Here is a 25627-nt window from a genome sequence, read left to right as displayed (position 1 = left end):
TTTTTTCTCTGTTTCTTCGTGGGGGCCCAACACCCCCCCCCCCCCCCCCCTTCCTTCCCCCCCCCCCCCCCCTCCCCCTCTCCCCCCCCCCCCCCCCCCCCCCCCCCCCCCCCCCCCCCGCACCCGCGCGTCAGGGCGTGATCAGGACCTTCAGGGCTTGATCAGGACCTTGAGGGCGCTGCGGTCGTCCATCGCGCGGTAGCCGTCCGGGACCTCGTCCAGGGACACGGCGCGGTCGAAGACCGGCGCCGGGTCGATGGCCCCGCTCAGCACGTCCTCCAGCAGCTCCGGGATGTACGCGCGGACCGGCGCCACACCGCCGCGCAGCGAGATGTTGCGGTCGAACATCACGCCCAGGTCGAGGCCGGTGCCGCTGCCGTGCGGCACGCCGACGTAGCCGACGGCGCCGCCGTCGCGGGTGATGTTCACGGCGGTCCGCATGGACTGCTCGGTGCCGACCGCCTCGATGACGGAGTGCGCGCCCTGCCCGCCCGTCAGCTCGCGGACGGCCGCCTCGGCGGCCTCGCCGCGCTCGGCGACCACGTCGGTGGCTCCGAAGAGCCTGGCTATGTCGGTACGGACGGTGTGCCGGCCGAGGGCGATGATCCGCTCGGCGCCGAGCCGCTTGGCGGCCAGGACGCCGCACAGCCCGACCGCGCCGTCGCCGACCACGGCGACGGTGGAGCCCTTGCGGACCCCCGCGCCCAGGGCGGCGTGGTGGCCGGTGCCCATGACGTCGGAGAGCGCCAGCAGGCCGGTCAGCAGGTGGTCGTCGGAGACGGCCTCGGCCGGCAGCTTCACCAGGGTGCCCTCGGCGTGCGGGACCCGGACGGCCTCGCCCTGGCCGCCGTCGTGGCCGACCGAGCCCCAGAAGCCGCCGTGCACGCAGGAGGTGTACAGGCCTTCGGAGCAGTAGTCGCAGGTGCCGTCGGACCACATGAAGGGGGCCACGACCAGGTCCCCGGCGCGCAGGCCGGAGACGGCGGAGCCGGTCTCCTCGACGACGCCGAGGAACTCGTGCCCGATCCGCTGGCCGGGCTGGCGCTCGGCCTCGCCGCGGTAGGCCCAGAGGTCGCTGCCGCAGATGCAGGCACGCAGGACGCGGACGACGGCGTCCTCGGGGCGCTGGATCGCAGCGTCGGGCACCTCCTCCACGCGGATGTCGTGCGGGGCGTGGATGACGGTGGCGCGCATGGTGGTGCAGCCCTCCGGATCAGTTGGTTGAGTCTTGTATGACTTCCCTACGGTACGCCTGCGCCGGTGCGGTCGTGCCCACGGCCAGCAGGTACTGGGCCACCAGGTAGGTGGCCATGATCCAGAAGTCGGGGCGGGGCGGCTGGGGCCACTCGGCGACGCCGGTCGCGATGAGGGTGTCGGAGAGCAGGAACAGCGCGCCGCCGATGCCCGCGGTACGGCCCGGCGCGCTGGAGCGGTAGGCCATGGCGGTGAGCAGCAGGCTGTACCCGGCGACGGGGACGCGCAGGCCGGCCGGCAGGTCCCCCCAGAGCAGCGCGACGGTCCCGACGAGCGCGAGGGCGTACGCGCCCCCGAGCGCGGGGCTCGTCCGGCCGCGGCCGAAGAGCACGAGGTAGCAGACGTGCCCGGCGGCGAAGGAGCCCATGCCGACGAGGAAGGCGGGCTCGGCGTCGAAGAGCAGGGCGAGGTCGCCGCCCCAGCCGAACAGCAGGGCGGCGATCAGCAGGCGGGGGGCGCGGCGGGTGACGACGTGGGCCACCAGCAGCGGCATCAGCAGCGGCTTGGCGATCACGTGCCCGAGGTGCCAGCCGGCCAGCAGCGCGCCGAGGTCCACGGCGGCGGCCACGCCGAAGCCGACGAGCAGCGCCCGCCCGGCGGCGCCGGCCGCGGGCCGGGGCCCGGCGCCCGCGCGGCGGGCCGCCCAGGACGGCGTACGGGACCCGGTGGCACTCACGCGGCGCGCTCCGGCTCCGGCTCCGGCGCGGCGGCGGGCGCGCCGCCCGCCCCGGGCGCCCGCTCGGCGACGGGCTGCCAGCCCGGCCCGCGGAAGACCCGCCCGGCGCGCTCGCGCCAGTTGTCGGCGGCACGCACGTCGCGGGCGATGGCGGCGTACTCGTGGGTGGCCACGCGCAGCGGGTTGTGGGTGCCGATGTTCTTGGTCAGCCCGTAGACGGGCCGCTCGGTCTCCCCGACCCAGGACCCGAACATCCGGTCCCAGACGATAAGGATGCCGCCGAAGTTGCGGTCGAGGTAGCCGCCCTGGGAGGCGTGGTGTACGCGGTGGTGCGAGGGGGTGTTGAAGACGTACTCGTACGCCCGCGGCAGCTTCCCGATGCGCTCGGTGTGGACCCAGAACTGGTAGAGGAGGTTGATCCCGTAGCAGAAGGGGATCGCGGCCGGGTGCACGCCGAGGGCGACCATGGGCAGGTAGAACCACCAGGTGGTGGCACTGGTCCAGGGCTGGCGCAGGGCGGTGGTGAGGTTGAACCTGCGGCTGCTGTGGTGGACCACGTGGCAGGCCCACAGGATGCGGATGACGTGGTGCAGCCGGTGCTGCCAGTAGTAGAGGAAGTCCTGCACGAGCAGCATCAGCAGGGCGGTCCACCACAGGAACGGCACGCGCAGCGGGGTCAGTTCGTAGACGGCCGTGAAGACGGCGACGACCGGGACCTTCCAGAGCAGGTCGAAGCCGATGCTGCCGATGCCCATGGTGACGCTCGTGACCGCGTCCTTGGCGTCGTACCCGGCGGCGTCCTCGTCGGGATGCAGCCGGTAGCTCACCACCTCGACGACGGTGAGCAGGACGAACGCGGGTATGGACCACAGCACGACATCGGGCAGGTTCGGCATGCCCGCACCATAGAGGCGCCCCAGGGGGCTCCGCTAGAGGTTGTTACCGATCGGTATCCGACGAAGTTACCGGCGGTACCCCCACCGCGGTCCGGGCTTCGGGCACGACCCCGCCGGAGCGGCTCACGCGGCTGCCGTGAGCCGCTCCGGCGGGCGCCCGGGCGCTGTCACCGCGCCCGGGCGCTGTCACCAGACGCGTACCGAGGCGCCCCGGGCGAAGGCCGGGCTGGTGGCCTCGGCCGGGATGTGGGTCAGGGGTTCGGCGATCTCCGAGACCAGGGGGCCGTGTTCGGCGGCCAGGGCGTCCAGGAGGGGGAGGTCGAAGCCGTAGACGCGGGCGGCGTTGCCGCCGACCATCGCCGCGACCTCCTCCCTCGGCAGGCCCGCGTACGCGATGCGCAGGCCCTCCCGGGAGAAGGGGGTGGTGCCCTCGTCGTGGGGGTAGTCGCTGCCCCACATGATCTTGTCGAGGCCGATCCGGTCCCGCAGCGGGACCTCGTGGGGGCGCATGAAGCTCGCCCCCACGAAGCAGTTGTCCCGCCAGACCTCGCTGGGGCCCCGGCCCATGCCGTCGGCCAGGCCCGCCCCGAACTTGGCCTCCGCCGTGGCCGAGGCCGTGACGAGGCGGCCGTGGTAGTAGTCCAGCATCTCCAGGACGCCCGGGATCCAGCCCGAGCCCTGCTCGGTCAGGACCAGCTTCAGGCCGGGGTGGCGGCGGAAGGCCCCGCCGAAGATCAGGTGCCACAGGGCGCGGTGGGAGAACCAGGTGGTCTCCACCATGAAGACGGCGCGGGCCGCCGGTTCGTCCCCGAGCGGGGGCGAGGCCGAGCCGCCGTGGTGGTTGACGGGGACGTCGAGTTCCGCGCAGACGGCCCAGATCGGGTCGTAGACGGCGGAGTAGAGCTCCGGGACGGGTGAGCCCGGGGGGACTCCGGGCAGGAGGATGCCGCCCGTCAGGCCCGCCTCCCGGGTGCGGCGGATCTCCCGGACCGCCTCGTCCACGTCGTTGAGCAGGATCTGCGCCACCCCGGCCCGCCGGCCCGGCGCGTCCGCGCAGAAGTCGGCCAGCCAGCGGTTGTGCGCCTGCAGGCCCGCCCAGCGCAGCTCGTACTCCGCGGCCGTGGGCGGCTGCGTCATCAGGGAGGCCGCGGGGAAGAACGGCGGGATGGTGTTCGGGAAGAGGACCTCCGCGACGATGCCGTCCGCTTCGAGTTCGGCCAGCCGGCGGGCCGAGTTCCAGTTGCGGTCGGCGGTGTCGGCGAGGAGGTCCTCGTACGGGTTGACGTAGCCGGCGGCCCAGGCGTCGAAGGCGTCGTGGTGCCGCTTGGCCAGGTACGGCCGGTAGTCCGGCAGGTCGGCGCCCGCATGGCAGTCGGCCGAGACGACCGTGTAGCGGTCCCCGGCCATCAGGAGACCCCCAGGACCGGGAAGTCGCCGCCGGTCAGCCAGTGCCGGCCCGTCTCGCGGGAGCGGGCCCAGGAGGCCTCCACCGCCGCCTGGTCCGGGGACTGCCCGAGCCCGTCCGGGGTGGGGCCGATCCGGCGGGCGACCGGGGCGAGCTTCGCGGTGTCGAAGCCGAAGACCTCGGCCGCGGCCAGACCCAGCATCCGGCGGGTCTCGGCCACCGGGATGTCGTGGAAGGTGTTGCGCAGCCAGTTGCGGGTGTCGGGCCAGGTGCCCTCGGGGTGCGGGAAGTCCGAGCCCCACAGGATGTTGTCCACGCCGATCTCGTAGCGCTGGGCGAGTTCGCGCCGCTTGGTGTTCGTGGCGCAGATGAACACCTGGCGGTCCAGGTACTCGCTCGGCGGGCGCTTCAGCTCCGCGAACGGGGAGAGCTTCTTGCCCCCGTGCGCCCCGAGGTAGAGCCGGTCCATGAACCAGAGCTGGTTCGGCAGCCACCAGCAGCCCGACTCGGCGATGCCGAACCTCAGGCCCGGGTGGCGCTCGAAGACCCCGGACCAGAGCAGGAACCACAGCGGGCGGGCCGGCCACCAGGTGACCTCGGAGACGTAGATGCCGAGGTGGTTCCCGTACTCGTGGCGGGGCGCGGCCCCCGAGTGGGTGACGATCGGCATCGCGGTCTCGGCGGCCGCCGCCCACACGGGGTCGTAACGGCGGTCGTGGTAGGGCGCCTTGTCCACCCACATGGACGGGATCATCAGGGCGCCGAGTCCGGACTCCTTGGCCCGGTGGACCTCGGCCACCACCTTGGCGGGCTCCGCGGTGACGGGCAGCAGGGCGACCCCGCAGTGGCGTTCGGGGTTCTGCGACACGAACTCCGCCAGCCAGCGGTTGTGCGCCTGCGCCCCCGCCATGCCCAGCTCGGGGTCCTGGTCGCCGGAGAGGCCGAGGCCGACGCCGAAGGGGGCGGCGGTCTGGCTGTCGACCGCGTCGGCATCGGGGAAGACCACCTCGGCGGCGACTCCGTCACCGTCGAGTTCCTTGAGCCGTTGGCCGGCGTCCCACCCGCCCTTGAGGCCCTCCTCGTGGTCGTGGAACCACTTCTGGGCGAAGGCCTCGTTGCGGACCCCCAGGCGGGTGGCCTCCTCGCGGCGGGCGTCGCGCTGGCCGAGGAACTCGTCGAACCGAGGGTGGAAGCGGGAGTCGAGGTAAGGGCGGTACCGCTCGGTCGGCAGGCCCGCGTGGCAGTCGGAGGAGATGATCAGGTACGGGTCTTCGTACGCGTTCACTGCACGGCCCCTCAGTCGAGGATGAAGCTTTCCAGGTAGGCGGGGTTGGCGCGGTCGAGCATCGACCGCGAGCGGGCGCGGATCTGCCGGTCGCTGTGCTCGCTCGCCGGGAGCATCCAGAACCGGTCGGCGCGGATGCCGTCGACGACGTGCTCGGCGACCTCCTCGACGGGGGTGAAGGCCACCTCGTGGCCGGCCTGTTTCATCGCGGCCTCGTACTGGTCGAGGCTGCGGTACGGGGTCCGGCGAGGCCGCTGCTTCGCGTAGCGCTCGGGCCGGTTGCGGTGGGACTCCCACAGGCCCGTGCGCAGCATGTGCGGTCCGGGGAAGAGGACGGAGGCGCCGACGGCCGCGCCCTCCGCCCTGAGGTGGGCGTACAGGGACTCGGTCATGGTGACCACGGCCGCCTTGGTGACGGCGTAGACGGAGGCGGTGGGCAGGGGGGCGATGCCGCCGTCGCCGGAGGAGGTGTTGACGACGTGCCCGGGGCCGCCGGCCTCGATCATGCGGGGGACGAAGGCCTGGATGCCGTGGAAGACGCCCCAGACGTTGACGGAGAAGGCCCACTTCCAGTCGTTGGGCTCGTGCTCCCACATCCGGCCCTCGGCGCCCGAGCCGACGCCCGCGTTGTTGCACAGCACGTGGACTGCGCCGAAGGCGTCGTAGGCGGCGTCGGCCAGGGAGAGCACGGAGTCGCGGTCGCTGACGTCGACGACGCGGGCCAGGACCTCGGCCCCCTCGGCGGCCAGCTCCCCGGCGGCCCCGTGCAGGGCGCCCTCCTCCACGTCGGCGAGGACCACCTTCAGTCCCTCGGCGGCGAAGCGGCGGGCCATGGCCAGGCCGATGCCGCTCGCGGCGCCGGTGACGACGGCCACCTGTCCCGGTTCGAGGCGCATCTCAGACGCTCCCCTCGGGCGGTCCGTCGAGGATCTGCATCGGGTCGTCGTAGCGCTGGTGGACGTACGGGAGCAGGGCCTGGGCGCTGACGCGCTCGACGGCCCGGCCCTTCTGGTCGGTGGTCTTCTCGCCGATGGTGATCTCGACGACGCGGCGTACGGGGAGATCGGCCACGGGGTCGTACATCGACTCGCGGAGCACCACGTCACCGGTGATGTGCTCCAGCTTGCGGACCTTCTCGTTGCGCGTGCAGTGGACGAGCACCGGGTCGGACTCGAAGCCCGAACCGTCCACCGCGGGGAGGAACTTGAAGTAGAAATCGGTCTTCAGGACGGGCTCGGGCAGCGGCAGCGGGCGGTCCACCGCCCCGCGCACCTCGACGAAGGCGATCCCGTGCCGGGCGAGGGCGGCCCGCACGACCAGACCCTCGCGTTCGACGGTCACCTCGCCCAGCTTCTTGGGCTCGCCGAACACCTCGCGGCCACCGGTCAGGGCGCGCTCGTGCGTCATCGGCATGACCAGCGGGTACCAGCCCTCGACGCCGCCGTGCCGGGCGGCGACGGCCACCGAGCCGGCGCCGAGCGGGTAGCCCGGGAGGTCGACCTTGCTGATGTTGGCCCGCACCAGGGGCCGCTCGGCGGGCTTGAGCGGGGGCGGCAGGACGGCCGCCACCACGTCCGGATCGCTCTCCCAGACGGCCACGACCCCGGTGGACCAGATGTCGGGGAGCTTCGAACTCTTCTCGCGCGACGCCGCGATCTCGGCCTCGGTGCGCGCTCCGTACCGTACGCGTGCCATGAATCGCACCCTCCTTCGGTCGGTCTGTAACACAGTTACACCGCCGCCGATGAAGGGTAAAGACCCCCGCACGTACCGAAACTGACGGATCGACAGATTGGCGGACGGCCCATGGCGAGGAACCCGCTGACCCGTGAGGAGGTACTGGGAGCGGCCGCCGCGCTGGTCAGACGGCACGGTCCGGCGGCCCTGACCATGCGCGGGCTCGCCGCCGACCTGGGCACGGCGGTGACCTCCATCTACTGGCACGTCGGCAACCGCGAGTCCCTGCTCGACGCCCTCGTGGAACGCACCGTCCAGGAGATGGGCGCCGTCCGCCCCGTCGGCCGCACCCCGGCCGACCGGATCCTGTCGGTGGCCCGGATCCTGCGCCGCGAACTGCGCGGGCGCCCGCACCTGATCGCGATGGTCCACGAGCGCGGCCTCACCGAGCGGATGTTCCTGCCCGCCCAGCAGGCCCTGGTCCACGAGGTGCACGCCGCCGGGCTGCGCGGCGCCCGGGCCGCCGACGCCGTGCGCGCGATCCAGTTCCAGATCGTCGGCTTCCTGCTCGTCGAGCGCAACCGTGAACGCTCCCCCGCCCAGTCCCCCGCCGAGGGCGACCTCTGGGACCCCGCCGCGGCCCCCGACGACCCGGCCCTCGCCCGCGCCCTGTCCCGCCCGGCCGACCCGGAACGGCTGTTCCTGCTGTCGGTGCGGGCCCTGACCGAGGCCCTGCTCGCGCCGCCGGGGATTAAGGGTTTGCCCGGCCGCCCGGGCCCGTGATGGGATCCATGACGCGGGGGCGGCTCCGCGGCGTGCATCCTTCTCTCCTTCTACGACGAACCCGCGCGCCCACTCTCCGCCCCCGCTTTGTCGTTCGCGGAGGGGAAATCACGCGTGTCCACCATCGAGTCCGTGCTGCTGCGCCGGCTTCAGACCGTCTACGTCGACCACGTGCCCGGCCCGGAAGGGACCCCGGAGCGGACTCCGGAGCGGACCCCGGCAGCGGCCCCCGCCCCGGCCCCGGGCCTCCGGCGCGTGGAGACCGACCTCCTCGACCGGGGCCAGGCCCCGACCCCGCAGCTGTACGCGGCCCTGAACGCGCTCGGCCCCGCCGAACTGGCCGCCGCCGGGGCCCGGCTGAACGCCCTCGCCGACGAGCTGCTCGGCTCCGACCGCACGCACGTGCCGCTCTTCCGCCGTTTCCCGTTCTCGGTCACCCGCGACACCGACCGGCTCTACGTGGCCAGGGTCTTCAGCTTCCTCGCGCAGCAGCCCGCCCAGCCCTGCGTGCTGTGCGGCGAGAGCGGCACCGTCCACCCCGTGGCCCCCTGCGCCCACCTGGTGTGCCGCCTGTGCTGGGACGGCGCCGACTACGCGGGCTGCCCCGTCTGCCACCGCCGCGTCGACCCCGCCGACCCCTTCCTGCGCACCGCCCCGCGCACCCCGCTCAAGGCGGCGCCGATCGGCCCGCTGCGGCTGCTGCGCCTGGGCGCCGACGCCGGGGCGGACGCCTTCGCCGAGGTCCGGTCCCTGGTCGCCCGCCGGACCCCGCTCTCCCCGCAGGACCGCGAGGACCTGGCCGTCCTGCTGGCGGCCGCCCCAGCGGACCCCGGCTGGCTGCCCGCGGAGATCCCCGTACGGGAGACCAGGGCACTGGTGCTCGCCGCCCTGCTGCCCGGAGCCGGCGACCGGGCCCCGCTGCTGCGGCACCTGACCACCGCCACCGACGTGCTGCGCCTGCTGGCCGTGCTGTCGGGCGGGGAGGCCGGGCTGCTGCCGGCGCCCCGGTTCGCCACGCTCGCCCGGCCGCTGCGCCGGGAACTCCTCGCGGTGCTCGACGCGTTGAACCCGCAGTACCTGGTCGAGGACCTGCTGCGGCATCCGGTGGCCTGGAAGCGTGCCGCCGAGAGCCTGCACCCCTTCGAGCGGCACGCCCGGCACCCGCGCGCCGCGCTCGCCTTCGCCGCGCTGCGGGGCACCACCGTGTCCCCGGCGACCGCCTTCGGCACCGCCCTGCTGGAGTCGGCCGCCGCGCACCCCGAGGCCGTGCGGGTCGCCGGGGACCGGATCCTGCCCGCCACCTGGGCCGGCCGGCTGGAGCGGGCCCTCGCCTCGGGGGACGCCGCGGGCGCCGTCGTACTCGCCGGGCAGCGCCCGGGCGAGCTCGTACGCCGCCTCGACCACCTGCTGCGGCTGCACCCGGGCGCCGAGCCGCTGCCTGAGCTGCGGCGCGCGCTGGCGCGCGCGCTGCCCGCCGTCGCGCCGGGCCCGCTGCTGTCCGCGCTCGGCGCGCTGCGGCCCCGGGCCGAGGACCGCGGCGGCGGCCGCCGGGTGTTCTTCCCGAACGGCCGGGTCGCCCGCGCCCAGGTGGCGTGGGAGGAGCGGGCGCCGCTGCCCGCACCCCTCGTCGAGGAGGTCACGGCCCGGCTGGAGGCCGAGGTGCTGCGCCGGTTCGGCGCCGCGCCGGGGGACCCGTACGAGCTGGCCGTCCTCGACTCCGGGCTCGCCGAGCTGACCGTGCCCTTCGGCGAGCGCACCACCGCCAGGGCCCTGGTCGCCGTCCCGCGCGGCAGCGTGCAGCGGCTGCCGGAGGACGAGGTGCTGCGGCTGTTCCTGCACTGGACCGAGCCCGAGGGCCAGATCACCGACCTGGACCTGTCGGTCGCCTTCTTCGACGCCGAGTGGCGGTTCACGGGCCTGTGCGACTACACCTCGCTGCGCCACGGCCCGCGCGGCACCGCCACCCACTCGGGCGACCTCACCTCGGCGCCCGCGCCGCTCGGCGCCACCGAGTACGTGGACCTGGACCCGGCCGCCCTCGCCCGCAACGGGGACCGCTACGCCGTCCCCCTGGTCCTGAGCTACAACAACGTGCCCTTCGACACACTGCCGGACGCCTTCGCGGGCTTCATGGGCCTGCCGGCCGACGGCCCCAGGGACGCCTCCTACGATCCGCGCACCGTGCGCCAGCGCTTCGACCTGGCCGGACGGTCGCGGGTCTGCATGCCGATGGTGGTGGACCTGGCCGCCCGGCGGGCGCTGTGGGCCGACGTGCACCTGCCCCCGTCCGGCGGTTTCCAGAGCGTGCGTTCGCACGGGGACCGGCTGGCGTCCGTGGCCCGCGACGTGTGGGAGCACTTCGGCTCGGGCACCCGTACGACCCTGTGGGACCTGGCGGTGTGGCGGGCGGCGGCCCGCTCCCGCGAGGTGGCGGTCGTGCGCCGGGCACCGCATCCCGTCCTTCCCGACGAACTGTGGCTCTACCGGGCCGGGGCCGGGGAAACGGTGGCCGGATTCGCCGCCCGGGTCGCCGCGCTGGAGGAGCCCCAGGAACGGCGGGAGCCCGCCGATGCCGACGCGGCCGCCGGTGAACTGGCCGCCGGAAAGCGGGTCTTCCTCGCGACCGTGCACGCGGTCCCGGCCCCGCGCGGGGCTTCGGGGACCGCGTACCGCCTCTTCCCGGGGCCCGGCGAAGTGGCGGGATCCCTCACCCCGGTGAGCGCGGCGGACCTCGTGGCGGAGCTGTGCTGAAGGGCCATCGGGCCACGGCTGTCGGTCGGGGCCGATATCCTCTGTGACCATGCTCGACGACCGTACGACCGCAGACACGACGTGGCCGACCGCGTACCCCAAGGGGTACGCGGTCGTCGACGTGGAGACCACCGGGCTCGCTCGTGACGACCGGATCGTGTCCGCCGCCGTCTACCGCCTCGACGCGCGGGGCGAGGTGGAGGACCACTGGTACACCCTGGTCAACCCGCGCCGGGACCCGGGTCCGGTCTGGATCCACGGGCTCACCAGCGAGATGCTCGCCGACGCGCCCCTCTTCGAGGACATCGCCGAGGAGTTCGCGGAGCGGCTCGCGGACCGGGTGCTCGTCGCGCACAACGCCATCTTCGACTGGCAGATGATCGCCCGGGAGTACGCGCGGGCCGCCCGCACCGCCCCGGTGAGCCAGCGGCTGTGCACCATCGCCCTGTCGAAGGAACTGGCCCTGCCGCTGCCCAACCACAAGCTGGAGTCGCTCGCCGCGCACTACGGCGTGGTCCAGCAGCGCGCCCACCACGCGCTCGACGACGCCCGGGTGCTGGCGGAGGCCTTCCGTCCGTCGCTGCACACGGCCGCGCGGGGCGGCGTACGGCTGCCCCTGCTGGAGTGCCGCGCGCTGACGGAGTGGTCGGACTCCCCCGCCACGCCCCGGATCGGCTACCAGGCCTCGTACGGCGGCTCCGGCACCTGGCGGGCCTCGCGCAAGCGGCCGCCGTGCCCGTACCCCAACCCGGGGCGCTTCGAGGACGGCACGCCGCTCAAGCAGGGCATGCGGGTCGCGTTCTCCGGTGACACCTCGGTGGACCGGGAGCTGCTGGAGGACCGGGCGGTGGAGGCCGGCCTGCACGTCGCGACGAGCGTGTCGCGGCTCACCAGCCTCCTGGTGACCAACGACCCCGACTCGGCGACCTCGAAGACGGTCAAGGCGAAGGCCTTCGGCACCCCGGTGGTGGACGAGGCGGCCTTCACCCAGCTGCTGCGCGACGTGGCGCCCGCGCCGGAGTGTTAGGGGCGTTGCTCCGGCCGGGTGCAGGGGCCGCGACTCACCCCGGTTGATCTTGTTCCGGCCGTCCGTCGTGCGCAGCATGCGGCGCATGGCACGTTGTGAGGTCTGCGGAAACGATTACGGCATGTCCTTCGAGGTGCACGCGCAGGGCGCGGTGCACGTCTTCGACTGCTTCTCCTGCGCCATCCACCGCATGGCGCCCATCTGCGAGCACTGCCGGGTCCAGATCATCGGGCAGGGCGTCGAGGTCCAGGGGCAGTGGTTCTGCGGCGCGCACTGCGCCCGCGCGGAGGGGAAGGTGGGCATCACCGACCGCGTCTGACCCCCGCTTCCCCCGTCGTCCCGACCCCGGACGGCCACCCGGCCGCCGGGGTCCCCGTCGCTGCGGGTACCGTCGTGGGCGTGTACCGCTTCGTCCTGACCCGGCAGTGGGTGTGCCTCACCCTCATCGCCCTCGTCCTCATCCCCGCGATGATCAAGCTGGGGTTCTGGCAGTTCCACCGCCACGAGCACCGCGTCGCGCAGAACGAGCTGATCGCGAAGAACCTGTACGGGAAGCCGGTGCCGATCACCGAGGTCACCTCGCCCGGCCACACCGTCCCGAGGGCCGACTACTGGCGCGCCGTCACCGCCACCGGCACCTACGACCCGGCGCGCGAGGTGGTCGTGCGGATGCGCACCTCCAACGACGACAAGGTCGGTTTCCAGGTCGTCACCCCGCTGGTGCTGGCCGACGGCCGGGTGGTGCTGGTCAACCGCGGCTGGGTCGCGGGCGGCGACGACCCGCGCGCCTATCCGCCGGTGCCGGCCGCGCCCGCGGGCGAGGTCACGGTCACCGGGCGGCTGAAGGCCGACGAGACCAGCGGCGACAGCGGGATCAAGGACCGCAAGGGCCTGCCCGACCGCCAGGTGATGCTGATCGACAGCGGGCAGCAGGCGGCCGCCCAGGGCCGGCCCGTCCTCGGCGGCTACCTGGAACTCACCGCCCCGCTCCCGCCGGGCGGCAGCCCGGAGGCGGTGGCCGAGCCCGATCACGACTCGATCGGCCCGCACATGGCGTACGCGGTCCAGTGGTGGCTGTTCGCGGCGGCGGTACCGGTGGGCTGGGTGGTCCTGGTGCGCCGGGAGAAGCGCGACCGCGAGGAGGCCGCGGCGAAGGCCGTGCCACTGGAGCCCGCTTCGGCGTAGCGTGACCCGCATGGATCTTGGACTGAAGGACCGTGTCTACATCGTCACCGGAGCCACCCGCGGGCTCGGCTTCGCCTCCGCGCGGGAACTGACCGCCGACGGGGCGAAGGTCGTACTGACCGGCCGGGACGAGAAGCGGGCGGCGGACGCCGCGGCCGAACTCGGCCCGAACGCGCTGGGCCTGGCGGCGGACAATTCCGACCCGGAGTCGGCGGCCCGGCTGGTGGCCACCGCGAGGGAACGCTTCGGCCGCTTCGACGGCATCCTCATCAGCGTCGGCGGACCGCCGGCCGGCAGTGCGGCGGACAACACCGACGAGCAGTGGACGACGGCCTTCGAGTCGGTCTTCCTGGGCGCGGTCCGCCTCGCCCGCGCGGCGGCGGAGGCCCTGGGCGAGGGCGGGGTCGTCGGTTTCGTGCTGTCGGGCTCCGTCCACGAACCGATCCCCGGCCTGACCATCTCGAACGGCCTGCGCCCCGGGCTCGCGGGCTTCGCGAAGTCCCTGTCGGTGGAACTGGGCCCGCGCGGGATCCGTGTGGTCGGGCTGCTGCCGGCCCGGATCGACACCGACCGGGTCCGTGAGCTGGACGCGCTGTCCGGGGACGTGGACGCCGCCCGCGCGGGGAACGAGTCCCGGATCCCGCTGCGGCGGTACGGAACGCCGCAGGAGTTCGGGCGGACGGCGGCCTTCATGCTGTCCCCGGCGGCCTCCTACCTCACCGGGGTGATGCTCCCGGTGGACGGCGGCTCGCGCCACGGTTTCTGAGCCGCGCTCCCGGCGGGCGCCCCGTCAGGTCACGCGCCGCGCGTGGTGGGAGGCGACCTCCAGGCGGGCCTCCGCGGGCAGTTCCGGGAGGCCCGCCGAGGTCCGGGCGTGCGTGAGGACGGGGCCCGCGAGCCCGGCGAGCGCGTCGGCGGGCACGGCGTGGGGTTCCAGCTCCAGCGCGATGCGCAGGGCCGGGGAGCCCCGCCGGCCCCGGAGGGCGACCTTGCACCCGGCGACCCCGTCGAGCGCTCCCGCCTCGGCTGCCACCGCCGCTTCCAGCGTGTGGCCCCGCAGCAGGGCGTACGCCCCGTCGCCGGTGTCCACGGGCAGCGCCGGGAGGCGGGAGCGCCGCAGCTGCGCCAGCAGCCACCACAGCGCGAGCAGGACGCACACCGCCAGGGCGGCGAGGAGCGCCCACCACCACCAGCCCTCGGGGTGCCCGTACCGGCGGCGGGCCTCGGCCGTGAGCAGGGGGGCGTGCCGGCCGCCGAGCGGCCGGGAGCCGGTCAGCAGGCAGACCCCGGCGGCCAGCAGGACCAGCCCGGTCAGCCCCAGCAGGATCCGGTTCACCACTCCGAGCATCCGCTCACCTCCTGACCCTGACCCGGGGCCGCGGCGGATGCGCGAGGCCCAGTTCCTCGATGCCGACGGCGAGCACCTCGTCGAGGTCGGCGCGTACGTCGTCCAGTTCGCGGAAGTGCGAGGTGGCCCGGATCCCGACGCGGCCACGGCCCATGCGCACCCGGACCGACCGCACCCCGGAGACCTCCATGGCCCGGTCCCGCAGCACCAGGGCGGCGGCCTTGCGCCGGATCCCCGCCCGCACGCCCGGCTCGGCCCGCATCGGCAGCAGCCCGCGCACTCCGGGGGCGAGGGCCAGCAGCAGGAGGACGGCCCCGGCCAGTGCGAGGAGCGCGCCGGCCACCAGTACCCCGGTGTCGGCCGGGGTGTGCCGTTCCAGTTGTCCGGCGAGTTCGTGGCGCCAGCCCATCGCGGGCCGCCCGGCCCGTACGCCGGCCAGGTCGTAGAGGAACAGCCCGGCCAGCGCGAGCACCGCCAGTGCGGTGAGCCCGGCGGGGATCCGCCGGGCGGAGCGGAAACGGTGCGGGGTCGTCACCGCAGCCGCCGGACGCGACCGGCGGAGGCCGGCCGGTGCTGCGGTGGGTGCAGGTGTTCGATGTCGATGTCGACCTCGGGGACGGTCATGCCGGCGCACTCCTCGATCCGGAGGGCGACCCGGCGGCGGACGTCCGCGCACTGGATGGCGAGGTCGGAGGGGTAGGCCAGCTCCAGGCTGACCCGTACCCGGGCGATGTCGTGGTGGACGGTGACCGCCGCGTGCGGGGCCTGTCCGGGCAGGACGTCGAGGGCCTCCCGGGCGGCCTGGGCGGCGATCTTGGCGACGACCCGGTCGGCGATGCGGGTGGCCCCCCGCTCGGCGGGCGGCACCCGCGGCGGCACGGCCCGGGGCGCGGGGGTGGCCGGCGGGGTGGCCGGCGGTGTGCCCGGACCGGGGCCGGGCCGGGTGCCCGGATCGTCGCTCATCGGGGTCCGCGCCGGTCGTCGCGGCCGCGCGGGCGGAACAGGTCTCCGGCCTCCAGGTCCCCGTCGAGGAACCGGCCGACGACGAATCCGACGGCGCCGAGCGCCGCCACCAGCAGGAAGGCCCCGAAGCCACCGAAGTAGCCGGCGAAGCCGAGTGCCATGCCGGCCAGCAGGCCGGCGACCGCCATGCTCATGTGCGTGTCCCCTCCCGTCTAGTGGAGCCGGGACTCCGGTTCATCGTCTTCCTCGTCCGGCAGCTTGACGTCGCCGACCGCGATGTTGACCTCGACGACCTCCAGGCCGGTCATCCGCTCGACCGCCGAGATGACGTTCTCACGGACCGCCCGGGCGACGTCACGGATCGACACGCCGTAGTCGACGACGATCTCCAGGTCGAGGGCCGTCTGGACCTCGCCGACCTCGGCCTTCACCCCGCGGCTGACGGCGGACTTGGCCCCGCCGGGCACCCGGTCGCGAACGGCCCCGAAGGTACGGGAGAGGCCGCTGCCGCTGCCGAGGGCGTGGACGCCGACCACCTCGCGGGCGGCGAGCCCGGCGATCTTCTCGACCACCCCGTCGGCGATGGTGGTGCGGCCGCGGTCGGCGGGGGCCCTGCCGGAACCCCCTGATGCGGATTCGGTCATCGCTGGTCCTTTCGCGCCGTGCGGACTGCGGACTCCTGTCCACCGTAAGTCCCCGCGCGCACGAACGCGCCGGGACTACGCCGGCCGGCGGAACCGTGTGTCCGGTTCCGCCGGCCGGGTGGGCCCGGCGCGCGGTGACGTGCGGTGGCGCGGAGCGGCGGGAGGGCCGCCCCGGCGGTACGGGGTTTCGTCCGGGTCAGTCGGAGAGGCCCGCCAGGTCGCGCAGACGGCGGGCCTGCGCGGCCCGCTCGGCGGTGCGCTGGTCGTCGTAGGGGCGGGAGTTGGCCTCGCGGAGCAGGGCCTTGGTCTCGATCACCGCGTCGCGGGGCGGTGCGAGCAGTGCGGTGCTGAGGTCCTGAACGGCGGCGTCGAGCTCGTCGGCCGGTACCACCAGGTTGGCGAGGCCGACCCGTTCGGCCTCCTCCGCGTGCACGAAGCGGCCGGTAGCGCAGATTTCGAGCGCGCGGGCGTAGCCGACCAGTGCGGTCAGCGGCTGGGTGCCCGCGAGGTCGGGGACCAGGCCCAGGCTGGTCTCGCGCATGGCGAACTGCACGTCGTCCGCGACCACGCGCAGGTCGCACGCGAGCGCGAGCTGGAAGCCGGCGCCGATCGCGTGCCCCTGCACCGCGGCGATGGAGACGATGTCATTGCGCCGCCACCAGGTGAAGGCCTCCTGGTACTCGGCGATGGTGGAATCGAGGATCTCGTCGGAACCACGCGCCAGATCGAGGAAGGACGGCTCGCCCTCGAAGCCTTCGGGGGTGAACGCCTGCCGGTCGAGCCCTGCGGAGAAGGACTTGCCCTCGCCGCGCAGCACGACGACCCGGACGGTGCCCGGCAACGACCGTCCGGCCTCCGCCAACGCCCGCCAGAGCGCGGGGGATTGGGCGTTTCGCTTGGCCGGATTGGTCAGGGTCACCGTGGCGAGCGTGTCGTCGATGGTGAGCCGTACGCCGTCCTTGTCGAGCAGAGCCATCTGGTGCCTCCGGTGTGCAGTCGTGGCCGCATGCTCGGCCTAAGTGACTGCACAGTAACCACCCGGTCGGCCGCGGGGCCGACCGGGGGTCACCGAAGAACCGTGCGTGGAGCCGTACAAGCTGTCGCGCGCCTCCGGCGCCGGCCTCGGCCTGACGGCCAGGGTCAGGCCGCAGCCGCCTTCTTGCCGCGCGTCGCGCCACCGCGACCACGCAGCGTGACTCCGGACTCACTGAGCATCCGGTGGACGAATCCGTAGGACCGGCCGGTCTCTTCGGCCAGCGCCCGGATACTCGCACCGGAGTCGTACTTCTTCTTCAGGTCTGCCGCGAGCTTGTCGCGCGCGGCGCCGGTAACCCGGCTGCCCTTCTTCAGAGTCTCGGCCACCCGTGCCTCCTCGTGGGAAGTGCGCTCTGGACTTCTCATGATCACCCCTCCCCGGCTTCCTGGCCACCCATTCAGCAAGGTCGGTACGACGGCATTTCCCGGGGGGTGGACGCCCGAGCAGAACGGAATCTCCTCTTCCGCCGCATGACCTCCGTCACACTTCTCCGCCGCCGAGGGGAATCACCAGGTCAGGGGCCAGGCGCGGAAAAAATCCGGCCCCGGCCGCGCCTCGGGGAGGCTGCGGCCGGGGCCGTCGTACGGGGCGCGACGGTACGAGACCGTCTCACTCAGATGATGGATCACGCCTGAGCCGAATGATCCATAAGGAACTGGATCAGCGGGCCGGGGGCCCGTCAGGCGAGGGCGACCAGGTCACGGTAGTCCGGGCCCCACAGGTCCTCGACCCCGTCCGGCAGCAGGATGATCCGCTCCGGCTCCAGGGCCTCGACCGCGCCCTCGTCGTGGGTGACGAGGATGACCGCGCCCTTGTACGTGCGCAGCGCCCCGAGGATCTCCTCGCGGCTGGCCGGGTCGAGGTTGTTGGTGGGCTCGTCGAGCAGCAGCACGTTGGCCGAGGAGACGACCAGCGTGGCCAGGGCCAGCCGGGTCTTCTCGCCGCCGGAGAGCACGCCCGCGGGCTTGTCCACGTCGTCGCCGGAGAACAGGAAGGAACCGAGGGTCTTGCGGACGTCGACCAGGTCCAGGTCGGGCGCCGAGGAGCGCATGTTCTCCAGGACGGTGCGCTCCGGGTCCAGGGTCTCGTGCTCCTGGGCGTAGTAGCCGAGCTTGAGGCCGTGGCCGGGGACGACCGTGCCGGTGTCCGGCTTCTCGGTGCCCGAGAGCAGGCGCAGCAGCGTGGTCTTGCCGGCGCCGTTGAGGCCGAGGATGACCACGCGGGAGCCCTTGTCGATGGCCAGGTCGACGTCGGTGAAGATCTCCAGCGAGCCGTACGACTTCGACAGGCCCTCGGCGGTCAGCGGGGTCTTGCCGCAGGGCGCCGGGTCCGGGAAGCGGAGCTTGGCGACCTTGTCGGAGACGCGGACGGCCTCCAGGCCGGAGAGCAGGCGCTCGGCGCGCTTGGCCATGTTCTGCGCGGCGACCGTCTTGGTGGCCTTGGCGCGCATCTTGTCGGCCTGCGAGTTCAGGGCCGCGGCCTTCTTCTCGGCGTTCTGGCGCTCGCGCTTGCGGCGCTTCTCGTCGGCCTCGCGCTGCTGCTGGTAGAGCTTCCAGCCCATGTTGTAGACGTCGATCTGGGCGCGGTTGGCGTCCAGGTAGAACACCTTGTTGACCACCGTCTCCACGAGGTCGACGTCGTGGGAGATCACGATGAAGCCGCCGCGGTAGTTCTTGAGGTAGTCGCGCAGCCAGACGATCGAGTCGGCGTCCAGGTGGTTCGTCGGCTCGTCGAGGAGCAGGGTGTCGGCGTCCGAGAAGAGGATCCGGGCGAGCTCGACGCGGCGGCGCTGACCGCCGGAGAGGGTGTGCAGCGGCTGGCCCAGGACGCGGTCGGGCAGGCCGAGGGCGGCCGAGATGGTGGCGGCCTCCGCCTCGGCGGCGTACCCGCCCTTGGTCAGGAACTCCGTCTCCTGGCGCTCGTACTGCTTCATCGCCTTGTCGCGGGTGCCGCCGGAGCCGGTGGCGATGCGCTCCTCGTTCGCGCGCATCTTCTTGATCAGCACGTCGAGGCCGCGGGCGGAGAGGATCCGGTCGCGGGCGAGCACGTCGAGGTCGCCGGTGCGCGGGTCCTGCGGCAGGTAGCCGACCTCGCCGGAGCGGGCGATGGCACCGGCGGCGGGCTGGCCCTCGCCGGCGAGGCACTTGGTGAGCGTGGTCTTGCCCGCTCCGTTGCGGCCGACCAGGCCGATGCGGTCGCCCTTGGCGACGCGGAAGGAGGCGGACTCGATGAGGATGCGGGCGCCGGCGCGCAGCTCGATGCCGGTGGCGGTGATCACGGAAATACTCCAGGGCGGTGGGGACGGCGGAAGGGGGGCAGGACGCGCGTTGCTTCGACGCCGCTAATCCGCGAGGAGATTTGCCATGGGTTCATTCTACCGGGGGTGCGCAACCACTTTTCGGGGCCTCCCGTCCCCCGTTCGGCCCCGGGACGCCACCGGGGCGTCCGGGCGCGTATCAGGATGAAGGGGTTGATTCTCGCCGCAGGGGCGGCCACGGGACGCGAGGGCGGTGCGGTATGCAGTTCGACGACGACGCCAATCTGGACACTTCCGAGGTCAGTGACCAGCGCGGGAGCAGCATCCCGGGCGGGAAGGCCACGGTCGGCGGCGGGATCGTCGGGCTGATCGCCCTGGTGCTGGGCCTGCTCTTCGGGGTGGGTCCGGACCAGCTGGGGCTCTCGGACGGCAGCCCGCAGCCCGTGGCGACCTCGTCCTCGGCGGCCCGGGTGCAGCAGGCCTGCCGAACCGGGCAGGACGCGAACACCCGGGAGGACTGCCGGCTCGTCGCGGTGGTGAACAGCACCCAGGACTTCTGGAAGCAGGAGTTCCAAAGGCGCGGCGGGCAGTACTCCCCGGCGTCCACGGTCTTCTTCACCGGCCGGGTGAACACCGCGTGCGGCGCGGCCACCTCGGCGGTCGGCCCCTTCTACTGCCCCGCCGACCGGCAGGTCTATCTGGACCTGGGCTTCTTCGACGAGCTGCGGACTAAGTTCGGCGCGAGCGGCGGCCCCTTCGCCCAGGCGTACGTCGTCGCCCACGAGTACGGCCACCACATCCAGAACCTGACCGGAACACTCCAACGGGCCCAGGACGGGCGGCAGGGCGCGAACAGCAACGCGGTCAAGGTCGAGCTGCAGGCCGACTGCTACGCCGGGGTGTGGGCGCGCAACGCGACGAGGACCCCGGACGAGTCGACGGGGCGGCCGCTGATCACGAGCCTCACCGACCAGGACATCAGGGACGGCCTGGACGCGGCGGCCGCGGTGGGCGACGACCGGATCCAGGAGAAGTTCCAGGGCCGCGTCACCCCGGAGTCCTGGACCCACGGTTCCGCCCAGCAGCGCCGGCAGTGGTTCTACCAGGGCTACCGCACGGGCGACATGGCCCAGTGCAACACCTTCCGCTGACTGTCGGTGGCGCCTGCCATGCTGTGCTGCGAGTCACACGCGCACGTTCCTGAGAGGGAGTGATCGTCATGGCAGGCGTTCCGACCGTCTTTCCGACCCTGCTCTACCGCGACGCCAAGGCGGCGATCCGGCAGCTGACCGAAGCGTTCGGATTCACCCAGGTGGCGGTGTACGAGGGCGACGACGGCGCCGTGATGCACGCGGAGCTGGCGTACGGGAACGGCGCCGTGATGCTCGGCAGCAAGGGGCGCGGCGGCGCGTTCGACAAGGCCATGGAGGGCGCCGGCCCGTCGGGCGTCTACCTGGTGGTCGACGACGTGGACGCCCATCACCGCCGGGCCGTGGAGCACGGGGTCGAGATCCTGATGGAACCCACCGACCAGGACTACGGCTCGCGGGACTACATGGCGCGGGACACCGAGGGCAACGTCTGGAGCTTCGGGACGTACGCGCCGCAGGTCTGAGCCCGCGGCGCGTACGCACGCCGTCACGCGCCGCCGGTGTGGACCTGGAAGGCGGCCCGGCGGACGGCCTTGGCCAGGGCCGGGTCGGGGTGGGCGGCCGCGAGGGCGACCAGCACCTGCACCGTGCGGGGGTGGCCGACCGCGCGGACCTCGTCCAGGAGCCGGGGCACGGTGGTGCGGACGGCCGAGTCGAGGTGGCGGGCGAGCAGGTCGGCCTCGCCGTGGTCGGCGATGGCCGCGGCCGTGTCCACCCAGAGCCAGGTCGACTCCTCGGGGGTCAGGACGTCCTGGGCCTCGTCGGGGTCCACCCCGTCGTGCTCGGCGAGCCAGAGCAGGGCGTAGGGGCGCAGCGCGGGTTCCCGTACGGCCGCGCGGACCTCGGGCTCGGCGGGGGCGCCGACCACGCGCAGGGCCTCGAAGGCCAGGCCGCGCAGCAGGGCGTCCTCGCCGCGGGCGGCGTGCAGCAGCTCGCTGACGGCGTGGCCCACGGGCCGGGCTGCGAGCCAGGCCTGGTACTCGGCACGGGCCGGTCCGGGCGTGAGCCGGGCGCAGCCGTGCAGCATGGCGGCGGCGGACTGCTCGATGTTCCCGGCCGGGCTCTGCGCGGCGACGCAGATCTGCTCCAGCTTGACCCAGACGGCCCAGCTCCCCAGCGGGGTGAGGGTGGCGCGGGCGGGACCGAGGGTGACGGCGTCCACGGCGGCGAGGCCGCCGAGCGCCCAGCGCAGCAGCCGGGCGAGCGGGAGCGGCCGGGTCTGCGGGGCGGCGGCGGAGCCGGGAGCGGGACCGGGGCCGCAGGGGACCTCGCAGCGCTCGTCGCGCAGTTCGGTGACCCGCTGCCCGAGGAGGTCCAGCAGGTCCGGGACGGTCACGGGGCCGGCCGAGAGCTGGAGCAGCGACAGGAGCTGGGGCATCGCCTCGACGACCTCGGCGACGGCCGAGGCGGCGATGTCGGCGGGGGCCGGGTGGACGAGCGACCAGGCGTCGAAGAGGGCGACCCAGCCGCGCAGCACCGCGCTGTCGTCGCGGTCCCAGGCGCGCAGCCGCCAGCCGGGCCGGGCGTGGCCTCCGTGCACCTCGACGAGGCCCGAGAGGCGGGCGCGGTCCCAGCCGACCCGGATCTGGCCGTGCGTCAGGCGCAGCTCGCCGGCGGCCCGTTCGACGTCGGCGGCGGGCAGTGCGCCCGTCGGGGCGGGCCGGCCGCCGTCGCCCGCTCCGAGGTTCAGCTCGGCCCAGCGGGCCAGCCGTACCGCGTCGGCGAGGGAGGCGCGGGCCCGGTTCGCCAGGTCCGCCGTTGCGGGGGTGCCCGCCGGCGGGCGGGGGGCCGTCCGGGTTCGCCGGTCGGTCACCGCCTTGCGCGCCGTGGCGACGGAGCGCGGGGAGACGAGTCGGAGTCTGGAGTCGCGAGCCAACTGCTCATCAGGCTTTCGGGACGTCACGGAAGCAGTCTCGCCCGTCACTGGCCGAAAGCCCAAACGGAACCGGTCGTTTCCACAGGTCAGCGGGTGGACGAACCGGGGCAATCCCCCCTCCCTGCCTCCTCCGCCACAGCCCCTTCACATATAGGGGTCACATGAGGGGGACGAGGAAGCGGCGCAGCGCCTCCTCGTACCGGGCCGGGTCGGCGTTCCACATCGCCCCGTGCGCCGCGTTCCTGACGGTCTGCAGGGTGACGAGGTCGGGCCGGGCGGCGGCGAGCCGGCGGGAGGGTTCCCAGGGGGCGAGGGTGTCGTCGGGCCCGTGGAAGATCAGGACCGGGACGCGCAGGGCGCCGGGGTCGGAGCCCGGGGGCCGCCGGTCGGCGCGCAGTCCCGCGCGGCCCTCGGCCGCCCGGACCGCGAGCGGGATCAGCGGGGCCGGGGTGCGGCGGGCGGCGGCGAGCGCGCGCAGGGTGGCGTGCCAGTCCAGGACGGGCGAGTCGAGCACGACTCCGGAGATCCGGCCGGCCAGGGCGGAGCGCTCGACGGCGTGCAGGGCCATGGCGCCCCCGGTCGACCAGCCGTGCAGGATCACGCGCCGGGCCCCGTAGCGCACGGCGTAGCGGATGGCGGCGTCCAGGTCCCGCCACTCCGACTCCCCGAGGTGGCCGATGCCGTCCGGGGAGGCGGGGGCGCCGAGGTCCCCGCGGTAGGCGAGGTCGAGCACCGGGAGGCGCTGGCGCCGCAGGAAGGGCATGACCACCATCGGGTGCTCCCGCCCGGCCCCCAGCCCGTGCACGGTGATCACCCACGTGTCGCGGGCCTCGGGCACGAACCAGGCGGGGAGGGGACCCAGCTCCCCGGGGACGTCCACGTCGGCGTGGTCGAGCCCGAGGGCGGTGCGCGGGTTGCCCAGGTGGACCTGGGGGGTGAGGGTGACGCGGGTGCCGGGCTCGAGGCTGCCGTGGGTGACGGCGATCAGGCGGCGCACGACGGTGTCCGGGGCGGCCCGGCCCTCGTCGAGGACGGGCCCGACCACGGCGTGCACCCCGGGCGCGGCCAGTCCGTAGGTCCCCGGGCGCAGGGAGGCCAGGGAGCGGGTGAGCACCACGCGGCCGTCGCCGGCGGAGTGGACGCTGAGCCGGGGTCCGCCGGGCAGGGGGCGGCCCGGCTCGCTGCGCAGGGCGGCGTCGGCGGCGTACCGGCCGGCCGCGACGGCGGCCGCTCCGGCACCGATCAGGGTGGTGGTGACGGCCGCTGCCGTCGCTGTGGCGGTACGCACGGCTCCAGTGTCGGCGCGCGGGGGCGGGCGGGCCACCGGAGGGGATCCCGGCCGCGCGGACCGCGCCGCGATGGAACCGGAGTGATCTACCTCTCTTTCCCGGTCCGACCAGGAGGGCCGTACCGGCCGGAAGGCCTGTCCGGAGGAGCCCGTTCACCCGGCTCTGACATGCATTAATCGATATATCTACGACAGAATCGGGACCAAGGGCCCGATCGCGGGTCGGGGCGGGACACCATCCGTCCCGAGTCAGTTCATCTTCCGTTCACCCAGGTTGCCTACGGTCGCCGAGCCACTGACGTCAAACAGAAGCCTGGGTAAATGGAGCACATAACGCTTCTCCTCGGGATCGTGATCATCACCGCTCTCGTGTTCGACTTCACGAACGGTTTCCACGACACGGCCAACGCGATGGCCACCACCATCTCGACCGGCGCCCTCAAGCCCAAGACGGCGGTGGCCATGTCCGCCGTGCTCAACCTCGTCGGCGCGTTCATGTCCGTGGAGGTCGCCAAGACGATCTCCAAGGGCCTGGTCAACGAAGAGGGCATCCAGCCAGAAGTGATCTTCGCCGCCCTGGTCGGCGCGATCCTCTGGAACCTCGTCACCTGGCTGGTCGGCCTGCCGTCCAGCTCCTCGCACGCCCTGATGGGCGGCCTGATCGGTGCTGCGGTCGCCTCCGCCGGCCTGGGCGCGGTCAACGGCGACGTCGTCGTCACCAAGGTGCTGATCCCCGCGGTCGCCGCGCCGATCGTGGCCGGTGTGGCCTCGATGCTGGCCGCCAGGCTCACGTACAGGCTCGGTGGCAAGGTCGGCGAGAAGACCGCCACCAAGGGCTACCGCGCCGGTCAGATCGCCTCGGCCGGCCTGGTCTCCCTCGCGCACGGCACCAACGACGCGCAGAAGACCATGGGCATCATCACCCTGGCCCTCGTCGCCGGCGGCGCGCTCGCGCCCGGCTCGAACCCGCCGGTCTGGGTCATCGTCTCCGCCGGTCTGGCCATCGCCCTGGGCACCTCCATCGGCGGCTGGCGCATCATCCGCACCATGGGCAGTGGCCTGACCGACCTGCAGCCGCAGCAGGGCTTCGCCGCCCAGACCTCGGCCGCCAGCGTCATCCTGGCCTCCTCCAGCCTCGGCTTCTCCCTCTCCACCACCCACGCCTGCTCCGGCGCGGTCATGGGTGCGGGCCTGGGCCGCAAGGGCGGCGTGGTCCGCTGGTCCACCGCCACCCGCATGTTCGTCGCGTGGGGCCTGACCCTGCCGGCCGCCGCCCTGGTGGCCTCCGGTGCCGAGCTGGTCATGCGGACCGGTGACGTCGGCGTGGCCGCCGTCGCGGTCTTCCTGGTCGCCTCCTGCGTCGCCATCTGGGTCATCTCCCGCCGCCAGGTCGTCGACCACACCAACGTCAACGAGATCGACGCCGCCTCCACCGGGGCCGGCGACGAGCAGCCCGGCGTCGTCACCACCGCCATCGCGGCCGTGGCCGTCCCGCCGACCGCGGGTACGACGGCCGCCGTGACGGACGAGGACCTCAAGGCCACCATCCCGGCCGCGACGGCGAACCCGGCGACCCCCGCGGCTCCGGCCGCCGCGGTCTGACCCCGAGAACGACAGAGGAAACGGCAGTATGAAGATCGACTGGGCAGCACTCGGCTCCGTCTTCGGGGTCAGCCTCTCCGCCACCGTCGCCCTCGTGGCCCTGTTCACCCTGGGCCTGATGGGCCTCTCCAAGCACGAGGCCGCCACCGAGCAGGGCGGGGCCGCCACCCTGGCCCGCAGCGGTGCCTACGCCTGCTTCGCGCTCTGCGCCGCGGCCGTCACCTACGCGATCTACCTGATCGTCAGCTGAGGGTCCCCCGAAGCTCCTCGAAGGCTCCCCCCGGACTTCTCCCGGGGGGAGCTTTCGCATGCCCCCGCCTCCCCTTCGCCCTCCGTCCCACCGCAGGTCAACAGCGAGTTGACGGGCGTTCGCGGGGCGTGGTGGACTGCCCGAGCCATCACGGCGGCATGGAGAGGAAGTCCGGTGCGAATCCGGCGCGGTCCCGCCACTGTCACCGGGGGCCCCACGCGGCGCGTGCGGGACCCCGGGAGCCAGGAACTCTCGCCGCCGGACACGTCGAAC

General features: G+C 73.8%; 27 protein-coding genes and 1 riboswitch. Of the genes, 10 read left to right on the top strand and 17 right to left on the bottom strand.

What is annotated here, in order from left to right:
• Positions 1–150: 150 nt before the first annotated feature.
• The 7 genes from ACZ5D2_RS20230 to ACZ5D2_RS20200 form a co-directional block, all read right to left on the bottom strand.
• Positions 151–1194, bottom strand: coding sequence for a zinc-dependent alcohol dehydrogenase family protein (locus ACZ5D2_RS20230; protein WP_371679156.1), 1044 nt, complete (start codon positions 1192–1194; stop codon positions 151–153).
• Positions 1195–1213: 19 nt separating this feature from the next.
• The gene (locus ACZ5D2_RS20225) at positions 1214–1930 is read right to left on the bottom strand and encodes a lysoplasmalogenase (RefSeq protein WP_371679155.1); all 717 of its coding nucleotides are present in this window, start codon (positions 1928–1930) and stop codon (positions 1214–1216) included.
• The gene (locus ACZ5D2_RS20220) at positions 1927–2826 is read right to left on the bottom strand and encodes a sterol desaturase family protein (RefSeq protein WP_468930843.1); all 900 of its coding nucleotides are present in this window, start codon (positions 2824–2826) and stop codon (positions 1927–1929) included. Before ACZ5D2_RS20220 ends, ACZ5D2_RS20225 begins: the two co-directional genes overlap by 4 nt.
• A 186-nt stretch (positions 2827–3012) precedes the next feature.
• Positions 3013–4233, bottom strand: coding sequence for an amidohydrolase family protein (locus ACZ5D2_RS20215; protein ID WP_371679153.1), 1221 nt, complete (start codon positions 4231–4233; stop codon positions 3013–3015).
• Positions 4233–5516 (bottom strand): amidohydrolase family protein, encoded by a 1284-nt coding sequence (locus tag ACZ5D2_RS20210; protein ID WP_371679152.1) that lies wholly within the window; start codon positions 5514–5516, stop codon positions 4233–4235. The genes ACZ5D2_RS20215 and ACZ5D2_RS20210 overlap by 1 nt, the downstream gene beginning before the upstream one ends.
• 11 nt (positions 5517–5527) lie before the next feature.
• The gene (locus ACZ5D2_RS20205; protein ID WP_371679151.1) at positions 5528–6412 is read right to left on the bottom strand and encodes an SDR family NAD(P)-dependent oxidoreductase; all 885 of its coding nucleotides are present in this window, start codon (positions 6410–6412) and stop codon (positions 5528–5530) included.
• A gap of 1 nt (position 6413) precedes the next feature.
• Positions 6414–7211: an acetoacetate decarboxylase family protein gene (locus tag ACZ5D2_RS20200; RefSeq protein ID WP_030233462.1), complete on the bottom strand. Its 798-nt coding sequence runs from the start codon at positions 7209–7211 to the stop codon at positions 6414–6416.
• 111 nt (positions 7212–7322) lie between these two features.
• Here ACZ5D2_RS20200 and ACZ5D2_RS20195 point away from each other — a divergent pair, with 111 nt between their 5' ends.
• The 6 genes from ACZ5D2_RS20195 to ACZ5D2_RS20170 all read left to right on the top strand — a co-directional run bounded on the left by ACZ5D2_RS20195 (position 7323) and on the right by ACZ5D2_RS20170 (position 13705).
• Complete coding sequence (locus ACZ5D2_RS20195) at positions 7323–7976, top strand: TetR/AcrR family transcriptional regulator (RefSeq protein ID WP_371679150.1); 654 nt, start codon at positions 7323–7325, stop codon at positions 7974–7976.
• 114 nt (positions 7977–8090) lie between these two features.
• Positions 8091–10727: an MXAN_6230/SCO0854 family RING domain-containing protein gene (locus ACZ5D2_RS20190; RefSeq protein ID WP_371679149.1), complete on the top strand. Its 2637-nt coding sequence runs from the start codon at positions 8091–8093 to the stop codon at positions 10725–10727.
• 49 nt (positions 10728–10776) lie between these two features.
• Positions 10777–11754 carry a DEDDh family exonuclease gene (locus tag ACZ5D2_RS20185; RefSeq protein ID WP_371679148.1) on the top strand — a complete coding sequence of 326 codons (978 nt, stop codon included), beginning with the start codon at positions 10777–10779 and terminating at the stop codon, positions 11752–11754.
• Between the two features lie 85 nt (positions 11755–11839).
• Entirely contained in the window at positions 11840–12073 is a 234-nt protein-coding gene (locus tag ACZ5D2_RS20180; RefSeq protein ID WP_078950449.1) for a hypothetical protein, read from the top strand.
• Between the two features lie 80 nt (positions 12074–12153).
• Positions 12154–12939, top strand: coding sequence for an SURF1 family cytochrome oxidase biogenesis protein (locus tag ACZ5D2_RS20175; protein WP_371679147.1), 786 nt, complete (start codon positions 12154–12156; stop codon positions 12937–12939).
• A gap of 10 nt (positions 12940–12949) precedes the next feature.
• Entirely contained in the window at positions 12950–13705 is a 756-nt protein-coding gene (locus ACZ5D2_RS20170; protein WP_371679146.1) for an SDR family oxidoreductase, read from the top strand.
• 24 nt (positions 13706–13729) lie between these two features.
• Here ACZ5D2_RS20170 and amaP read toward each other — a convergent pair whose 3' ends face one another.
• The 8 genes from amaP to ACZ5D2_RS20130 all read right to left on the bottom strand — a co-directional run bounded on the left by amaP (position 13730) and on the right by ACZ5D2_RS20130 (position 19208).
• On the bottom strand, positions 13730–14287 hold the full coding sequence (gene amaP / locus ACZ5D2_RS20165) for an alkaline shock response membrane anchor protein AmaP (RefSeq protein ID WP_371679145.1): 558 nt from the start codon (positions 14285–14287) through the stop codon (positions 13730–13732).
• A 4-nt stretch (positions 14288–14291) separates the two neighbouring features.
• Entirely contained in the window at positions 14292–14921 is a 630-nt protein-coding gene (locus ACZ5D2_RS20160) for a DUF6286 domain-containing protein (RefSeq protein WP_371679144.1), read from the bottom strand.
• Positions 14819–15250: an Asp23/Gls24 family envelope stress response protein gene (locus tag ACZ5D2_RS20155; RefSeq protein WP_371679143.1), complete on the bottom strand. Its 432-nt coding sequence runs from the start codon at positions 15248–15250 to the stop codon at positions 14819–14821. Before ACZ5D2_RS20155 ends, ACZ5D2_RS20160 begins: the two co-directional genes overlap by 103 nt.
• Positions 15247–15444, bottom strand: a complete 198-nt coding sequence (locus ACZ5D2_RS20150) for a hypothetical protein (protein WP_266838355.1) — start codon at positions 15442–15444, stop codon at positions 15247–15249. The genes ACZ5D2_RS20155 and ACZ5D2_RS20150 overlap by 4 nt, the downstream gene beginning before the upstream one ends.
• 18 nt (positions 15445–15462) lie before the next feature.
• Positions 15463–15894, bottom strand: coding sequence for an Asp23/Gls24 family envelope stress response protein (locus tag ACZ5D2_RS20145; protein WP_371679142.1), 432 nt, complete (start codon positions 15892–15894; stop codon positions 15463–15465).
• A 196-nt stretch (positions 15895–16090) separates the two neighbouring features.
• Complete coding sequence (locus tag ACZ5D2_RS20140) at positions 16091–16870, bottom strand: enoyl-CoA hydratase/isomerase family protein (RefSeq protein ID WP_371679141.1); 780 nt, start codon at positions 16868–16870, stop codon at positions 16091–16093.
• A gap of 164 nt (positions 16871–17034) precedes the next feature.
• Complete coding sequence (locus ACZ5D2_RS20135; RefSeq protein ID WP_007263382.1) at positions 17035–17256, bottom strand: helix-turn-helix domain-containing protein; 222 nt, start codon at positions 17254–17256, stop codon at positions 17035–17037.
• Positions 17257–17609: 353 nt separating this feature from the next.
• Positions 17610–19208: an ABC-F family ATP-binding cassette domain-containing protein gene (locus ACZ5D2_RS20130; protein ID WP_371679140.1), complete on the bottom strand. Its 1599-nt coding sequence runs from the start codon at positions 19206–19208 to the stop codon at positions 17610–17612.
• Between the two features lie 239 nt (positions 19209–19447).
• On the opposite strand from ACZ5D2_RS20130, the gene ypfJ reads away from it, so the two are divergent.
• Together ypfJ and ACZ5D2_RS20120 are read left to right on the top strand one after the other, a co-directional pair.
• Positions 19448–20338: a KPN_02809 family neutral zinc metallopeptidase gene (gene ypfJ / locus ACZ5D2_RS20125; RefSeq protein ID WP_371679139.1), complete on the top strand. Its 891-nt coding sequence runs from the start codon at positions 19448–19450 to the stop codon at positions 20336–20338.
• A gap of 68 nt (positions 20339–20406) precedes the next feature.
• The gene (locus tag ACZ5D2_RS20120) at positions 20407–20802 is read left to right on the top strand and encodes a VOC family protein (protein WP_371679137.1); all 396 of its coding nucleotides are present in this window, start codon (positions 20407–20409) and stop codon (positions 20800–20802) included.
• 23 nt (positions 20803–20825) lie between these two features.
• Here ACZ5D2_RS20120 and ACZ5D2_RS20115 read toward each other — a convergent pair whose 3' ends face one another.
• Entirely contained in the window at positions 20826–22241 is a 1416-nt protein-coding gene (locus ACZ5D2_RS20115; protein ID WP_371679136.1) for a hypothetical protein, read from the bottom strand.
• Between the two features lie 130 nt (positions 22242–22371).
• The gene (locus tag ACZ5D2_RS20110; RefSeq protein ID WP_371679135.1) at positions 22372–23502 is read right to left on the bottom strand and encodes an alpha/beta hydrolase family protein; all 1131 of its coding nucleotides are present in this window, start codon (positions 23500–23502) and stop codon (positions 22372–22374) included.
• Between the two features lie 321 nt (positions 23503–23823).
• Here ACZ5D2_RS20110 and ACZ5D2_RS20105 point away from each other — a divergent pair, with 321 nt between their 5' ends.
• Both ACZ5D2_RS20105 and ACZ5D2_RS20100 read left to right on the top strand, forming a co-directional pair.
• Positions 23824–25104 carry an inorganic phosphate transporter gene (locus tag ACZ5D2_RS20105; RefSeq protein WP_371679134.1) on the top strand — a complete coding sequence of 427 codons (1281 nt, stop codon included), beginning with the start codon at positions 23824–23826 and terminating at the stop codon, positions 25102–25104.
• 28 nt (positions 25105–25132) lie between these two features.
• Positions 25133–25354: a hypothetical protein gene (locus ACZ5D2_RS20100; RefSeq protein ID WP_371679133.1), complete on the top strand. Its 222-nt coding sequence runs from the start codon at positions 25133–25135 to the stop codon at positions 25352–25354.
• Between the two features lie 164 nt (positions 25355–25518).
• Positions 25519–25605: riboswitch (cobalamin riboswitch) on the top strand.
• The last annotated feature ends 22 nt before the right edge of the window (positions 25606–25627 follow it).

Source organism: Streptomyces sp. NPDC031479 (assembly GCF_055581065.1).
Note: the sequence above shows the minus strand (reverse complement) of the source record. Positions and strands in the feature narration are given on the sequence as shown.

What these genes read in the sequence shown, in the direction of transcription:
- ACZ5D2_RS20195 (WP_371679150.1), top strand. Translation starts at nt 7,323, where the DNA reads ATGGCGAGGAACCCGCTGACCCGTGAGGAGGTACTGGGAGCGGCCGCC.
- ACZ5D2_RS20215 (WP_371679153.1), bottom strand. Translation starts at nt 4,233, where the DNA reads ATGGCCGGGGACCGCTACACGGTCGTCTCGGCCGACTGCCATGCGGGC.
- ACZ5D2_RS20230 (WP_371679156.1), bottom strand. Translation starts at nt 1,194, where the DNA reads ATGCGCGCCACCGTCATCCACGCCCCGCACGACATCCGCGTGGAGGAG.
- ACZ5D2_RS20170 (WP_371679146.1), top strand. Translation starts at nt 12,950, where the DNA reads ATGGATCTTGGACTGAAGGACCGTGTCTACATCGTCACCGGAGCCACC.
- ACZ5D2_RS20140 (WP_371679141.1), bottom strand. Translation starts at nt 16,870, where the DNA reads ATGGCTCTGCTCGACAAGGACGGCGTACGGCTCACCATCGACGACACG.
- ACZ5D2_RS20200 (WP_030233462.1), bottom strand. Translation starts at nt 7,211, where the DNA reads ATGGCACGCGTACGGTACGGAGCGCGCACCGAGGCCGAGATCGCGGCG.
- amaP (WP_371679145.1), bottom strand. Translation starts at nt 14,287, where the DNA reads ATGCTCGGAGTGGTGAACCGGATCCTGCTGGGGCTGACCGGGCTGGTC.
- ACZ5D2_RS20180 (WP_078950449.1), top strand. Translation starts at nt 11,840, where the DNA reads ATGGCACGTTGTGAGGTCTGCGGAAACGATTACGGCATGTCCTTCGAG.
- ACZ5D2_RS20150 (WP_266838355.1), bottom strand. Translation starts at nt 15,444, where the DNA reads ATGAGCATGGCGGTCGCCGGCCTGCTGGCCGGCATGGCACTCGGCTTC.
- ACZ5D2_RS20185 (WP_371679148.1), top strand. Translation starts at nt 10,777, where the DNA reads ATGCTCGACGACCGTACGACCGCAGACACGACGTGGCCGACCGCGTAC.
- ACZ5D2_RS20145 (WP_371679142.1), bottom strand. Translation starts at nt 15,894, where the DNA reads ATGACCGAATCCGCATCAGGGGGTTCCGGCAGGGCCCCCGCCGACCGC.
- ACZ5D2_RS20155 (WP_371679143.1), bottom strand. Translation starts at nt 15,250, where the DNA reads ATGAGCGACGATCCGGGCACCCGGCCCGGCCCCGGTCCGGGCACACCG.
- ACZ5D2_RS20220 (WP_468930843.1), bottom strand. Translation starts at nt 2,826, where the DNA reads ATGCCGAACCTGCCCGATGTCGTGCTGTGGTCCATACCCGCGTTCGTC.
- ACZ5D2_RS20120 (WP_371679137.1), top strand. Translation starts at nt 20,407, where the DNA reads ATGGCAGGCGTTCCGACCGTCTTTCCGACCCTGCTCTACCGCGACGCC.
- ACZ5D2_RS20205 (WP_371679151.1), bottom strand. Translation starts at nt 6,412, where the DNA reads ATGCGCCTCGAACCGGGACAGGTGGCCGTCGTCACCGGCGCCGCGAGC.
- ACZ5D2_RS20100 (WP_371679133.1), top strand. Translation starts at nt 25,133, where the DNA reads ATGAAGATCGACTGGGCAGCACTCGGCTCCGTCTTCGGGGTCAGCCTC.
- ypfJ (WP_371679139.1), top strand. Translation starts at nt 19,448, where the DNA reads ATGCAGTTCGACGACGACGCCAATCTGGACACTTCCGAGGTCAGTGAC.
- ACZ5D2_RS20105 (WP_371679134.1), top strand. Translation starts at nt 23,824, where the DNA reads ATGGAGCACATAACGCTTCTCCTCGGGATCGTGATCATCACCGCTCTC.